Raw genomic sequence first — 14,894 nt, 5'->3', positions numbered from 1 at the left:
GTGCATTCAGATGCACGGGAATTTATTATTTTACCCCACTTTATAGTCGATGAAACCAGGCAGCATAAATATGTGTAATCCCCTCTTGCAACTGCTAACATGGCATGGAAGATATCATTTTCCAGGAGGGCTTATCATGAATAAGAAAAAAGAAGAACTGCAGAAAAATACGATTGATAATACAAAAAAAGCGAAAATGACGACAAATCAGGGTGTACCGATCAGTGAGGACGAGTTCTCACTGAAAGCGGGTGAACGTGGTCCGACCCTCATGGAGGATTTCCACTTCCGTGAAAAGATGACCCATTTCGACCATGAGCGTATTCCGGAACGTGTTGTTCACGCGAGAGGGTTCGGGGTACATGGTGAATTCCAGGTCTATGAATCTCTGGAGAAGTATACAAAAGCCGACTTTCTTACAGACCCGAGTAAGAAAACGCCTGTATTTGTCAGATTCTCCACAGTTGCCGGCAACCGTGGATCCATGGATATCCCACGTGACGTGCGCGGTTTTTCAACGAAATTCTATACGGATGAAGGCAATTATGACCTTGTCGGCAACAACATGCCTGTATTCTTCATTCAGGATGCAATCAAGTTTCCGGACCTCGTCCATGCTGTAAAGCCTGAGCCGCATAATGAAATTCCACAGGCCGCTTCGGCCCACGATACTTTCTGGGATTTCGTTTCACAGAACACGGAAAGTGCTCATATGATCATGTGGCTGATGAGTGACCGGGCCATTCCACGGAGCTTGAGAATGATGGAAGGCTTCGGTGTCCATACATTCAGACTTGTCAACAAGGAAGGCAAGAGCCACTTCGTCAAGTTCCACTGGAAACCGAAACTCGGTGCCCATCAGGTTGTCTGGGATGAAGCCCAGCTGATAAACGGCAAGGACATCGACTTTCACCGCAGGGATCTATGGGAAAACATCGATAAGGGAAATGCCGTCGAATTCGAACTCGGACTGCAGGTCATTCCTGAAGAGGACGAGTTCAACATGGACTTCGACGTGCTTGATCCGACTAAAATCTGGCCGGAGGAGGATGTTCCGGTCCAGCTGGTCGGCAAGATGACGCTTAATCAGAATGTAGACGACTACTTTGCAGAAACGGAGCAGGTTGCCTTCCACCCTGGACATGTCGTGCCGGGCATCGACTTCTCCAATGACCCGCTGTTGCAGGGCCGGCTGTTCTCATATACCGATACACAGCTGATCCGACTCGGTGGACCGAACTTCCATCAGATTCCGATCAACCGTCCCGTCTGCCCGTTTGCAAACAACCAGCGGGAAGGCTACAATCAGATGAATATTACAAAAGGACAGACATCCTATCATAAGAATGCTCTGAATGATAATCAGCCCGAACCGGCCAGTCCGGAAGAAGGCGGCTTTGAACACTATAACGAAAAAGTCGAAGGCAGAAAGATCCGGGCCAGAAGCGAGAGCTTCAAAGATCATTTCAGTCAGGCAAAACTCTTCCTGAACTCCATGCAGCCGCATGAAAAGCAGCATATATTCGATGCCCTGAGCTTCGAGCTCGGCAAATGCAAGAGCATGGATGTCAGAAACAATGTCCTGAAGGAAGTCATCAATAAGATCGACCGTGAGATGGCTCAATATGTTGCGGATAAAGTCGGTGCGGATCTGCCTGAAGCGGTGGAGGAATCCACGTACGATAAAAGCTCCCCGGCACTCAGTATGTCCAACACCCCTGCTTCGCTTGAGACACGCACCATCGGCGTCATGATCACACCGGATGTTGCGGAGCAGACCCTGAAGGAAACAAAAGAAAAATTTGAAAAGCATGGTATTGAAGTCAGCTTCATCGGGGATAAGATCCACAGCATCGGAGACGTAAGAGTTGAAGAGACGTTCGATACTGTACACTCCGTACTGTTCGATGCCGTGGTTGTACTGAAAGGTAAAGCACAGCTGCAGCCGGAAGCAATCGAAAACCTCGCCGTCGCCTTCAAGCATAAGAAAGCGATCGGCTATGGCATCGATGAAGGAGATATTTCGGATGCGCTGCCGTTTTCACTGGATGCAAAAGGCGTCACGGATATCGAAAAGGACGTCGACCAGTTCCTGGAAGACGTCAAAGCACACCGCATCTGGGACAGATAGTCATCATAATAAGGAGACACCCTCGAGGTGTCTCTTTTTTTATTCCTTACATAATTACAAAAGTGTCACATCTTATCTTTTGACCCCGCCCCCCTCTCTCATGCTAAACTGTGGTATATTTCATTTAGTTGAGCATGCTCAACAATTAAGCGGGGCTGTAATACATGATAAGAAAAAATGATATCGTCCACAACTTGAGGGACATATACGGTTATGGATACACGCAAGTGTTCAACGATGTTACCGACTCTGTTGCAAGACTCCATATTTCCAAAACCCAGATGGACATCATCCAGTACATCTATCTGAATGGTCATGCGACGCCTTCCGCGCTGGCACTGGAACTGAATGTCCAGAGAAGTGCCATTACGCATACGGTCAAGAAGCTTGAGCGCAAGAAGCTTGTCACCATCAGGCAGAACGAGCTGACGCAGGATAAGCGCTCCAAGCTGATCTGCATGACCGAGGAAGCGGAAGAGCTGCTTGAGGAGTTCATGGATAATATTCTCGGCAAGATCAGAGCGGATGTTTCCTATCTTACGCAGGAAGAAGAAAGAAAGCTTTACGAAGCAACACTCACAATTTTGAAGTATATACCTGGAGGTACCCACGATGAAACACATTCTTAAGTTCAAATGGCCGATTACAGTATTGATGCTCATCTTTACTGTTGCGACCTACATCCTCTCGCCCAACCTGACCCAGTTGGCAACAGAAAAAGGGGATATCCAGCTATCCGATGATTCTCCAAGTGAACAGGCACGACAGTTCCTTGAAGAGTACGGACAAGATAAGGAAACAATGTCCCTGGTTCTCGAGTTTGACGATGAAGTCGATACACACGAATCCGACATTGTCTCGTACATTGAAGAAATCAGGTCCCTTGATGAAGTGGACAATGTCATCAATCCTTTTACTTATGAAGAATCTGTCCAGAGCAACTTCATCAACAATGAGAATGGTGTCATCATGATTCCGATGGATTATGTTGGTCCACTGAACGACATCAGCAGTGTTGCGGACTCGATAGAAGAAATGAATACAACCGAAGCCAGAACTTCCCTGACTTCAAATGAACTGATTCAGGCTACAGTCGAACAGGATGCCATGGAAGGCATCCAGTCCACCGAATTATTTACAGTCATCATCGTTGTCGGTGTACTGCTGCTCATGTTCCGGTCCATCGTAACACCACTTGTACCTGTAGCAGTTGTCGGTGTTGCCTATCTGCTCGGCCAGTCCTTTGTCGGATGGTTTGTACATTGGTTCGGTTTTCCGATTTCGCCACAGACACAGAGTTTTCTGATCGTCATCCTGTTCGGTATCGGTACCGACTACTGTATTCTGCTGCTCAACCGCTTCAAGGAGGAGCTCGAGCATCGTGAAAAGTACGATGCCGTCATCCGCACCTTCTCCACTGCCGGCAAGACGGTATTCATCAGTGGTCTATCCGGCGCCATCGTGTTCGGTGTGCTTTATTTTGCAAACTTTGAAATATACCGTTCCGCAGTCGGTGTGGCACTCGGTGTCGTCTTCCTGCTGCTGGCGATCTTCACACTGCTGCCGGTACTGATGTACCTGCTTGGCAGATACATCTTCTGGCCGAACATCAAGAAGACGGAATTCAAGGAAAGCAGACTATGGACACCACTCGGCATATTGTCGTTGAAGTATCCGACACGGATCATCTTCTCCATTTTCGCAATACTGATTGCGATTGCTCTATTCTATGATGATGAAGTGAATTTCGACTCCATCGAAGAGCTGGATGATGGCTACTCCACCGTGCATGCGACCAATGTCGTCAGTGAAAATTTCGACGAGGGACAGCTGTTCCCGGTAGAAGTCATCATATCCAATGGCGATGACCTGCTGAATCAGGAAAGCCTGTCGAGGCTGGATGCCGTAGCTTCCACAGTAGCAAGTCTTGACGGTGTAAAAGAAGTGCAGACGCTTACACGCCCTGCCGGTGAAGCAATTGAAGATCTCAATGTGCGCAATCAGCTCGAGCAGACAAATGAAGGTATTGCTGACATGCAGGATGGCCTGGCGGAAATATCCACTGGTCTGACTGAAGCAAGTGACAGCCTTGCCAATACAGGCACATCAGGCGGTGACCTGTCGCAGCTTGAGACGGGAATCAATGACATCAACAGCAATATCAGCCAGATCACCCAGTATATGACCCAGACAGGGGATGCCGAAGGAGCCGCACAGCAGCTTTCCCAAGTACAGGATGGGCTGACGACGCTATCCGAGGAAGTGGCTGCTGCCAATACCCAGCTGACTGAACAGCAGGCTGCAGCAAGCGAGCAGCTGACCGAACTCAGCAATGGCCTTGCAGATTCGGCCGCAGGCATCGACGAGATCCAGAACGGTCTTGAAGAAGTATCCACCCTGCTTGAGGGCATCAGCACCAATGAGGCCGTTGACCAGACCGGCATCCACGTGCCCCAATCCTTTATAGATAATGAAGAAATTCAGGACGCGGTCGACCAGTATGCATTCGGCGACAGCAATGAAGCGCTCATCATGAACGTCGTTCTTGCCGTCGATCCATACAGTCATGAAGCCATGTCGACCTTGAATGATATCGAAACAACGGTGGAGGATGAGCTCCAGCGTCTTGGTCGCGAGGATACTGACGCATACTTCTCGGGCGTCACAAGCATGAACCGTGATCTGAACCAGATTTCAAATGATGACTACAACCGTGTTGTAACGATATTCATACTGACGTTATTCGTTGTACTGGCCATCATTTTCAGATCCCTGATCCTGCCGATCTCAATGATCAGCTCGATCTTCATCACCTATTTCGCGTCCGTAACCATTACACAGTGGCTGCTCGGATTCTTCGGATATGGTGAACTGAACTGGGCGGTACCATTCTTCAGTCTGATCATATTCGCAGCACTCGGCATCGACTACTCGATATTCATCATCGACCGCTTCCGTGAAGAATTGACCGGGCGCAGCATCCGCGATGCAATCGAGCAGTCCATCAGACGGATGGGTGGCGTCGTCATTACGGCAGTCATCATCCTGTCCGGTACATTCGCCGCACTGCTTCCGTCCGGCATGATCATACTGATCCAGGTCGCAAGCATCATCATCTTCGCCCTGCTATTCTACGCATTCATCGTACTGCCACTGCTCGTTCCCGCATTCGTCATCACATTCGGACGCGGCAACTGGTGGCCATTCAGAATGCCTGGTGGCAGAGCGCGAGAGGACAAGTTTAAAGACAAGGAATAAAGGGTATGTATAATCTGTTAAGAAAACTTGAGGAGTGAAAACATGCCTTCACAGAAAAGTTCCGGTGTCGCAGCTGTCCTGAGTGCCCTGATTAACGGACTCGGGCAGATATATAATGGCCAGATCCTGAAAGGGATCATCATCATTCTTATCCAGATGGTAAATGGTGCTCTGACTTTTGTACTTGTCGGCTATATATTCCTGCCGATTGTCTGGATTTACGCTGTTATTGATGCATACCGCAGTGCCGAGAAAATAAATGCCAGAAACTACCGTAGATACGGCAGATAAAGTAGGCCTTCGGGCCTGCTTTTTATTTTATGGTATTCTCGAGATATGGTATAATTTCACTGAAGGATGTGAATAAACATGGAAATAATTGGTCTTCTAGCTGGTCTTGCCATCGTCGGTATACTGCTGTTCATCTTCTTTTCACTGATCGGCCTCGTCAAATGGCTGCTGCAGGGATATTTCCTTTTCCGCGTTGCTGAGAAAAAGAATCTTGATATGCCGCTGCTTGGATTTGTTCCTTTCGGTACATTCTATCTTGGCGGTCAGATGTATGATGGACATGTCATCGACCGGGGCAGGTTCAATCCTAAAACCATCGGAGTCGCATTTGCCATCATCGGTATCGTCGTATATCTGATGGGACTTTCGATCGGCGACATCGCCATCACTTACGTTCTTATGGAATCCATTGCGTTCCTCGGTATTTTCAAAGCCTATACGAAGAACTTTGGTACAGCTGCCCTGCTTGCTCTCTTGAACATGCTCACTGTCGGTATCGCAGCCATCATCATCCTCTTCCTCTACAATCGTAAACTGGAAGAAGATGCGATGGGCATCGTTGATGAAAGCAGCATAAACGAAGAGCAGTATAAGAGTATATAATCAGAAAAATCCTGGACTGTGTCCAGGATTTTTCTATTCCAGCGGTATTTCAAGCAGTCGCATGCTGCGAGCATGATCACCAGGATGAAGACCGCGCATCTCTTCCCCATCCCTTCTTTCATGGAGTTATTGTGCATTCACAATGGCACGGTACAGTATTTCAGTACCATTCTGCATTGCCGAATGTTCAAATGACATGTACGGATGGTGCAGACCCGGCTTGAGGTCGCAACCGATGCCGATCATCGCCCCTTTCAGATTTGGCAGTTTGACAGTGTAGTAATGGAAATCATCCCCACCGCTTGTCACAACCGGCTCCAGGCATTTCTCTTCCCCGAGTACATCCACAATGGATCTGCGCAGTATTTCAATCGCATCAGGATGACTCTCGCTTGCGACGATTCCAGAAAACTCCTTATCTTCTATTTTGACGTCGTAGAATTCCTCGATGTATTTGAGGATATTGAAGACCCGCTCCTTCAGCTTGTCCATCTGTTCATTTGTCTGGGCACGCATATCAATGCCGCATTCCGCCACACCCGGTATAATATTCAACGACTTCCCGCCGGCGAGAAACTTCGTCATTTTGACTGAAGAGGGAATGACCGGATTGATGTGTATCTTGGACAGCATATTGACGATATCCGCCCCGACCTCAATCGCATTATGGTTCAGATGCGGTCTTGCGCCATGCGCATCTTGACCGACAATCCTGAACTTCAGCGAACCGGCAGCACCATGCTCGATGCTCGGAGTGGCAAAACCGTTCGTCGCCTCCTCGATCGGTCTCAGGTGGATGCCGAAAAAGTAGTCCAGATCGTCTATCACCCCTTCATCGACAACAGAGAGTGCTCCTGTCCCGACTTCTTCGGCAGGCTGGAAAATGAAACGGACACCTTTTGCTTCAAGCGCCGGATCGTCTTTTATCTTCAGCATCGTGCCGATGACCATTGCGGTATGTGCATCATGCCCACACGAGTGGTTCGCCTGCTTGATGCCGTTCACTTCCTGATACAGTGCATCGATATCCGCTCTGATGCCGACGATCAGGTTTCCGTCTTCAAAGCTGCCGACATCACAGTAGAGTCCTGTCGTATTGCTGAACTTGACGGGTTCAAAACCTGCCTCTTTCAAATAGTTGTATATGTACTCGGTTGTCTCCGTCTCCTCATAGCTCAGTTCCGGGTGCTCGTGTATATGTTCAAATACTTCCTGAATGTTGTCTTTCAGCAAAATAAAACTCCTTCCATGCAACTTATTGAATAATCATTCACTGTCTACTATAATATATTTAATTGCTTGAAAATTCAAATAGGAGGTATTTTATGACGGATAAAAACAGATCCACTGAAGAAAGTGAAGTGAAACAAAGGAAAAAGAGAGGATTCCGCATGCCGGATGCCTACGCCATACTATTCTTCTTCCTTGTCCTTGCAGCTGTCGCTACATACATAATCCCAGCAGGTACGTTTGAAACGGAGGAGTCATCGGAAGGCATCGATGTCATCATACCCGGCACGTTCAGTATCATCGATTCCAACCCGGCCGGATTCCTCGATGTCTTCGGCGCCATCGTCGAAGGGCTTGTCAGTACCTCGAATCTCATATTTCTCGTTCTGATCATCGGCGGTGCGTTTGCCGTCATCGAAAGAACGGGCGCCATCGATGCGCTGGTAACGAAAATCATCCGCATCACTAAAAATAAGGAATGGCTGCTCATTGCGCTCGTTATGATCGTCTTTTCCATTTTCGGTACGCTCGGCATCATCGTAAATGCCGTCATCGCCTTCATTCCGCTCGGCATCATTCTTGCGCGCTCCATGAAGATGGATGCCATCATCGGCATATCCATCATCTATCTGGGTGCCTATGTCGGTTTCGGTGTCGCCGTACTGGACCCGCTGACGATCGGCTTCGCCCAGCAGATTGCTGAAATCCCGCTCTTCTCCGGTGCACGAGAACGTGTCATCATGTATGTCATTGCACTGATTGCGACCATGGCATACGTCATCTGGTACGCAAACCGTATCAAGAAGGATCCGAGCCGCGGTATTCTGAAAGAGAATCCATTTCCTAAAACACCTTCAGAGGGACAAGAGCTCGGCCAGCAGGACATGAAATTGAAGCACATCCTCGTACTGCTGGCATTGGCAGGCGGAATCGGTGCCTATGTCACTGGTGTGTTTGTTGCCGAGTGGAGTCTCGGTGAAATGTCTGCGGTTTTCCTCATCATCATGGTGGCTGCAGCCATCATCGGCAGAATCCACGTCAACGACATGATCTCCACCTTCATCGAAGGGGCCAATACGGTGCTCTACGGTGCTCTGATCATCGGGATGGCCCGTTCGATCGTCGTCATCCTCGAGCAGGGTATGGTACTGGATAGTGTCGTCAACTTCATGGCGATCATCATGGAACCATTCTCCAGCACGACCGGTGCCATCATCATGTTCCTGGCCAATGGACTGTTCAATCTTATTGTCACATCAGGCAGTGGCCAGGCAGCAATAGTCATGCCGATCATGGCCCCGCTCGCCGACATCATGGACTTCCCGCGACAGGTCGCTGTACAGGCCTATACGATGGGGGACGGCTTCACCAATATCATCACCCCGCTCTCCGGTGTACTGATGGCAAATCTCGCCATTGCCGGTGTACCATATACAAAATGGGTCAAATTCGCCCTGCCGCTCGTCCTTATATGGTATGTTCTTGGTATCATCTATTTGATTGTGCTTGTCGCAATCAACTGGGGACCAGTATAGGAGGAAAATGAATGAAGATTACAGAAATCAGACTGCATCAGCTGTCGATGAAGATGAAAACACCATTCACCACAAGCTTTGGTACACAGCAGGACCGCTTCATTACGATTGTGGAAGCCATTGATGAAACAGGCCGCTCCGGTTTCGGGGAGTGCGTGTCCGGGGAGGATCCACTCTACTCGGAAGAGTTCATGGATGCATCCATCATTGCGATGAAGAAGTATTTTGCACCGATGATCATCCACAATGAAATAGATCATCCGGACGAAGTCTGGGAACTGTTCAAGCCCTTCAAAAAAAACAATATGGCAAAAGCAGCCATCGAAGGCGCCGTATGGGATCTGTACGCCAAGCAGAACGATATGACACTGGCTGAAGCCATCGGTGGACAGAAGACTCAGGTTGAGGTCGGAATTTCACTCGGTCTCGAGGAGACTGATGAGCTGCTGCTCGAGAAAGTCAAGGAGAAGGTGGATGAGGGCTACAAGCGCATCAAAGTGAAGATCAAGCCCGGACGAGATGTCGATATGATCCGCAGGATCAGAGACCGCTTCGGTGATATCCCGCTCATGGCCGATGCCAATTCCGCCTATACGCTGGATGACATCGAAACTTTGAAGGCACTCGATGCATTCGATCTGATGATGATCGAGCAGCCGCTTGCTGCCGGAGATCTGATCGACCACGCCAAACTGCAGAAACAGATCTCCACTCCGGTATGTCTCGATGAAAGCATCGATTCCTATCAGGCCGCCCTCGGTGCCATCGAGCTTGGCAGCTGCAGGATCATCAATGTGAAAGTTGGACGTGTCGGCGGCATTACACAGTCCATAAAAATCCACGACCTTGCACAGAAGCATGATATTCCATTATGGTGCGGCGGCATGCTTGAAGCGGGTGTCGGCCGTCTGCACAATATCGCCATCACGACACTTGGCAACTTCACACTGCCTGGTGATACGGCATCATCAAGCAGATACTGGTATGAAGACATCATCACGCCTGAGGTCGTTGCCAAAGACGGTGTTGTACAAGTCAGCAGCGCGCCCGGCATCGGAGCAGAAGTCGATTTTGACAAGATGCAGCAATACTTGAAGCAGACCGACGTGATCACAGAGGCGGATGTCCCGGACATGAACTTCTATAACTGATTTCAAATGCATGAAACCCGTAACCGGGAAACCCGGTTACGGGTTTATTTATGCTTATGAATATTGTCCATCAGGCGTCGAGTGCAGTACGGATTCCGAACAGGATGAGTACGACGCCGGCACCTTTGGCGAGCCAGTTCTGGAACATCCTGCTTTTGAGCCATTTTTTCATGATGTTGACGAGTTCGACGACAAGCAGGAACCATAGTGATGAGATGCCGATCAGCAGGCCGGCCAGTATGACCAGCTGCTGGTTCTCTCCAATACTGCCCCCGACGGTCATGAACTGCGGCATGATGGTGATATAGAGCAGCAGCACTTTCGGGTTCAGGATGTTGCTGATCAGCCCCTGCCGGAACGCTTCGCCCAACTGCCCTTTCGCCTGCTGCTGCTTCTCTTTCAGATCATCCACAGAGACAAGCTGGCCTGCAGTGAAGCTTCTGATGCCGATATAGATCAGATAGGCGGCCCCGATATATTTTATGGTACTGAACAGTATGATCGAATTCGCAATGACGACAGCGAGGCCGATGACGGCGATGAACGTCCAGAACAGATGACCGAGGACGATGCCGAGGATCGTCACCCTGCCTGCATTGCTGTTGATGTTGAGTGTATTCTTCATGATGATCATCGAATCGGCACCTGGCATCATTGCGAGCACGATGACGACCGCTATATATGCCATCAAGTTGTCCATTACTCCGCCCCCTCCGTGCGCTTCAGTTCCATGACGACGATCTCCGGACGGTTGAATACACGGAACGGGAAGCGGCTGTTGCCGAGCCCCCGGCTGACGACCATGCTGGTACCATCTTTTTCATATACGCCTTCAGTATACTTGGGAAGTACACCCTGGTGCGGCGCGTAGAGCCCTTTGACGATCGGCAGGCGGATCTGCCCGCCATGGGCATGACCGGTGAACACGAGGTCGATCGGGAAGCGTGTATACATATCAAACAGTTCCGGACGGTGCGACAGTACAATGGTGAAGCGATCGGGCCTGTTCTCGAGTCTGTGTTCGAGATCCCGTCTGAAATCGGCTGTCACCTGGTGATCACCGTCCGTGCCATAGAACCAGAGATCCTCCATACCGATCACCCTGATATATTCATGACCGATATTGATCCACTCATTGCTTTTGCTGATATTCTTCATGCCGGAGGCATCGATTGCCTGCTCGAGCTTATCGAATTTTCTATAGTGGGCTTCATGGTTGCCCGTCACATAGTAGGTCGGCAGAATACCGACTAACTGGGTGATCAGCTGCATAGACCGCCTGAAGTTCGGTGTACGCCGGTCGATCACATCGCCGGTGACAAAGATGACATCGCCATCGATCTTCTTTATTTCACGGATCAGTTTGGCAGAACGGAAGCCGAACCAGGCATTATGGAAGTCCGACACCTGGATGATCTTGAAGCCGTCGAATGCCGGGGGTACCCGGACGGATGCATGTGTATGGTACGTTGTGATGATGTCCTTATCCTGCTTATAGAGAAAGCGCGCCAACGCAATGGAAAAGCCTAGTACAATCTGGGAAATCTTCATATGACTACCTCGATTTTTCTTTCCATTATAGAGCAAATCGGCACGCCTTGAAACTCATATTCTATTTTTCGTCATCTATATATCTACCGTGCGACGGTTTCGCCACTTCATCGAAGTTTTCAGCAAGCGTGTTCAAGCCTTCACGCAATTCTTCACCCTTCAGTGCCTTGCCATGGCCGAATACGGCTGTTTCCGGTTCAATGGATGCCAGTTTCTCCACCGATGCCTTTGCCGCTTCCCAGTCGTTTGTAAAATAGACCGGTGGTCCATGGATCTCCTTTTTCTGCACCATCGTCTTGTAGAGTGAATCCTGCTGCACAGTGACGAATGCATCTCCGACAATCAATGTACCATCCGATGCACGGTAGAATGATACATGTCCGTCGGAATGTCCTGGTGTATGGATCCATTCGAATTCCGGCAGATACGGTACTGTGCCGTCCGCCGGCAGCGGATGCACGTTCTCCGCCAGATCAACCGGCTCTTTCGGATAGATCGAGGACATTTTGGCCATCATGCCCCCCTCCACTGTCGGATCTGGATCCGGATAAGGTGTCCTTCCGGTCAGATAGGGAAGCTCAAGCTTATGTGCGTAGACCGGGACGTCCCAATGCTCGATCAGTTCGATGATGGAGCCGACATGGTCGAAATGGCCATGGGTCAGAACGATGGCCCCGGGCCTCGCCCCTTCTCCGAAGCGGTCCTCCACCACTTTGATGATTGCTTCCGCCGAATTGGTCAGCCCGGCATCCACCAGTACGAAGTCCTGCGCATCCGGGTGGCCGACCATGTGCAGATTGACGATCTTGTTCGTGTAGGTGCAAAGGTCCGGGAGCACCTCCGTCACGTTGCCGCTCTCTGTCGAGTACGTCGGGATATTCTTATAGTCACTGCCATACTGCATTCTGCTCATCGTAATCCCCCTTGAAATTTAATGTCTACAGCATTCATTTACCCTCGCATACACAACTTCATTCCAAAAATATCGGGTCCCCGGAGACAAGTCCATCATTTCAGCACCTGATGAAAGCGACATGCATCTTGTCGTCCAGCCTGTTATCTCTTATATGTTAAAATGAATGTGAGGTGATCAATATGGATAGAATCAATCTCGGAGGTTCGGAACTCGAAGCTTCAAGAATCGTTCTTGGCTGCATGCGCATTTCGGAAATGAAGACGGATGCACTGGCCAGACACATCAGCACAGCAATCGAACACGGCATCAACCTTTTCGACCATGCAGATATATATGGCCGGGGGGAATGTGAACGGAAATTCGGCAAGCTGCTGGCAACCGAACTGGACAGGAAGGATATCCTGATTCAGAGCAAATGTGGTATTCGTCATGAAAGAAAAAAAGACGTCCAGTATTATGATCTATCGAAGGCGTATATTATTGACGCCGTTGATGGCATATTGGAAAGGCTTGGTACCGACTACCTGGATCTACTCATGCTGCACCGCCCGGATGCACTGATGGAGCCGGAAGAGATTTCCGAGGCATTTGACAGGCTTCATGATACCGGAAAGGTCAGACACTTCGGACTCAGCAACTTCAATGCCAACCAGTTCGACTTTGTCCAACAACATACATCACACAAGCTCATCACCAACCAGGTACAGTTCGGACCTGCCGCTGCTCATTTGGTCAACAGCGGCATGCAGGCCAACACACCTTTTGAAGGGGCCGCAGACAGGGATGGCGGGCTGCTCGAGCAGTCCCGTCTGAATGATGTAACGCTGCAGGCATGGTCGCCTTTCCATTACGGCTATTTTGAAGGCATCATCATGGACGACCCAAAGTTTGAAAAACTCAACAAAGTGCTTGAGGATATCGGCCAGTCCCATGGCATTACAAAGAACGCGGCTGCGATAGCCTGGATACTGAGACATCCTGCCACCATGCAGACGATTGTCGGCACAACCGACACATCGAGGCTTGAAGATATCGCCAAAGCCGGAAATGTCAGACTCAGTCGTGAAGAATGGTATCAGATCTATGCGACAGCCGGTAATATGGTGCCCTGACGATAGTTCGATTGCCGGAACGAAGACCACCCATCGGTTTGGCCGAGGGGTGGTCTTTAAACGTATATTCAGCTCCTACCGGCCATTATCTGCCGGGTACATGATACTGGCGCTTTTTCTGGCCTCCTCGAATGTTTCCATGACATTTATGGAGTGGTTCAGCCACCCGGACGCCGACTGATGATCACCATTATCGTAGATCTCCTTGAAATCCTCAAGTTCAGACACCATGTTGTTTTCATGCTGTCCCAGGTCGATCGTTTCATCGTAATCATCAGTCTGGATTTCAACGGAATCGATGATGTTCGCTGAGCCATTGACTTTGATGTATCCCTTGTCCCCCTGCAGCAGAATGCTGTTTTCGCTTTTCGTATCCTTGGATCCGATGCACGTCGCGATGCTTCCTACATATTTCATCACACATACGCCGGAAGTATCGATGCCATTTTCAAACTTGTTCGGCAAGTAGAAGACATCTTCAGGCTTCCCGAGCAGTCCGATGACGAAATGGAGGTTATAGATGTTCAGATCCGCCAAGGCACCACCCGAAAATTCCAGGTTGAAGACATTCGGCACTTCCCCGGATTTCAGTGCATCATAGCGGCTCGAGTACTGCGAGTAGTTCGCCTGGACCACTTTGAGGTCCCCCACTCTGTGCAGATTTTCCTTTACCACCTTGTAGTGCGGCAGATGAATGCCGGTGACCGCTTCGAACAGGAACAGCCCCTTCTCCCGACTCAAGGCAATCAGGTCCTGCAGCTCCCGCAGATTTGAAGTGAACGGCTTTTCACAGATTACATGCTTGCCATGTTCGAGTGCCTGTCTGGCATATTTGTAGTGCAGATTGTTCGGTGAAGCGATGTAGACCGTATCGTACTGGTCATCGGTAAGCATTTCTGCCACGTCCGTGAAGTAGTTGTCGATTCCATGTCCTTCTGCGAACAATCTGGCGCGTGTTTTCGTGCGGGAATGCACGCCGTATACTTTTACCCCTTCAACCTGCTCCGCGGCTTCTATGAAGCGGTCTACGATGAATCCCGTGCCTATCGTTGAAATTTTCAATTGAACCCTTCCTTTTCCTGATACTTTCCTATAGTCTACCATATAAAAAAGACG

Annotated in this window: 13 protein-coding genes; 8 read left to right on the top strand and 5 right to left on the bottom strand. The window is 49.6% G+C overall.

Features of this window, described 5'->3' with window-relative positions; translation table 11 throughout:
* The first annotated feature begins 136 nt into the window (after positions 1-136).
* The 5 genes from J4760_RS07340 to J4760_RS07320 all read left to right on the top strand — a co-directional run bounded on the left by J4760_RS07340 (position 137) and on the right by J4760_RS07320 (position 6,283).
* On the top strand, positions 137-2,131 hold the full coding sequence (locus J4760_RS07340; protein WP_237605282.1) for a catalase: 1,995 nt from the start codon (positions 137-139) through the stop codon (positions 2,129-2,131).
* 164 nt (positions 2,132-2,295) lie between these two features.
* Positions 2,296-2,760 (top strand): MarR family winged helix-turn-helix transcriptional regulator, encoded by a 465-nt coding sequence (locus J4760_RS07335; protein WP_237605281.1) that lies wholly within the window; start codon positions 2,296-2,298, stop codon positions 2,758-2,760.
* Positions 2,744-5,389 (top strand): MMPL family transporter, encoded by a 2,646-nt coding sequence (locus J4760_RS07330; RefSeq protein ID WP_237605280.1) that lies wholly within the window; start codon positions 2,744-2,746, stop codon positions 5,387-5,389. Before J4760_RS07335 ends, J4760_RS07330 begins: the two co-directional genes overlap by 17 nt.
* A gap of 42 nt (positions 5,390-5,431) precedes the next feature.
* A complete protein-coding gene (locus J4760_RS07325) occupies positions 5,432-5,680 on the top strand; it encodes a hypothetical protein (protein ID WP_145289315.1) in 249 nt (82 codons plus the stop codon).
* A 78-nt stretch (positions 5,681-5,758) separates the two neighbouring features.
* Entirely contained in the window at positions 5,759-6,283 is a 525-nt protein-coding gene (locus J4760_RS07320) for a hypothetical protein (RefSeq protein ID WP_145289317.1), read from the top strand.
* 126 nt (positions 6,284-6,409) lie between these two features.
* Here J4760_RS07320 and J4760_RS07315 read toward each other — a convergent pair whose 3' ends face one another.
* Positions 6,410-7,516, bottom strand: a complete 1,107-nt coding sequence (locus J4760_RS07315; protein WP_237605279.1) for an amidohydrolase — start codon at positions 7,514-7,516, stop codon at positions 6,410-6,412.
* A 92-nt stretch (positions 7,517-7,608) separates the two neighbouring features.
* On the opposite strand from J4760_RS07315, the gene J4760_RS07310 reads away from it, so the two are divergent.
* Both J4760_RS07310 and menC read left to right on the top strand, forming a co-directional pair.
* Complete coding sequence (locus J4760_RS07310) at positions 7,609-9,048, top strand: YfcC family protein (RefSeq protein WP_237605278.1); 1,440 nt, start codon at positions 7,609-7,611, stop codon at positions 9,046-9,048.
* A gap of 11 nt (positions 9,049-9,059) precedes the next feature.
* On the top strand, positions 9,060-10,199 hold the full coding sequence (menC, locus tag J4760_RS07305; RefSeq protein WP_237605277.1) for an o-succinylbenzoate synthase: 1,140 nt from the start codon (positions 9,060-9,062) through the stop codon (positions 10,197-10,199).
* Positions 10,200-10,269: 70 nt separating this feature from the next.
* Here the strand turns inward: menC and J4760_RS07300 are convergent, their stop codons facing one another.
* The 3 genes from J4760_RS07300 to J4760_RS07290 form a co-directional block, all read right to left on the bottom strand.
* The gene (locus J4760_RS07300; protein WP_145289328.1) at positions 10,270-10,899 is read right to left on the bottom strand and encodes a LysE family translocator; all 630 of its coding nucleotides are present in this window, start codon (positions 10,897-10,899) and stop codon (positions 10,270-10,272) included.
* Positions 10,899-11,750: a metallophosphoesterase gene (locus J4760_RS07295; RefSeq protein WP_145289330.1), complete on the bottom strand. Its 852-nt coding sequence runs from the start codon at positions 11,748-11,750 to the stop codon at positions 10,899-10,901. Before J4760_RS07295 ends, J4760_RS07300 begins: the two co-directional genes overlap by 1 nt.
* Positions 11,751-11,811: 61 nt before the next feature.
* On the bottom strand, positions 11,812-12,663 hold the full coding sequence (locus J4760_RS07290; RefSeq protein WP_237605276.1) for an MBL fold metallo-hydrolase: 852 nt from the start codon (positions 12,661-12,663) through the stop codon (positions 11,812-11,814).
* A gap of 182 nt (positions 12,664-12,845) precedes the next feature.
* Here J4760_RS07290 and J4760_RS07285 point away from each other — a divergent pair, with 182 nt between their 5' ends.
* On the top strand, positions 12,846-13,778 hold the full coding sequence (locus J4760_RS07285) for an aldo/keto reductase (protein ID WP_145289333.1): 933 nt from the start codon (positions 12,846-12,848) through the stop codon (positions 13,776-13,778).
* 75 nt (positions 13,779-13,853) lie between these two features.
* Here the strand turns inward: J4760_RS07285 and J4760_RS07280 are convergent, their stop codons facing one another.
* Positions 13,854-14,840: a Gfo/Idh/MocA family protein gene (locus tag J4760_RS07280; protein WP_145289335.1), complete on the bottom strand. Its 987-nt coding sequence runs from the start codon at positions 14,838-14,840 to the stop codon at positions 13,854-13,856.
* Positions 14,841-14,894 lie beyond the last annotated feature (54 nt).

It is taken from the genome of Salinicoccus sp. ID82-1, from assembly GCF_021991715.1.
GTDB classification, from domain to species: Bacteria; Bacillota; Bacilli; order Staphylococcales; family Salinicoccaceae; genus Salinicoccus; species Salinicoccus cyprini.
The sequence above is the reverse complement of the archived record's forward strand: the minus strand, read 5'-3'. Positions and strand labels throughout refer to the sequence as shown.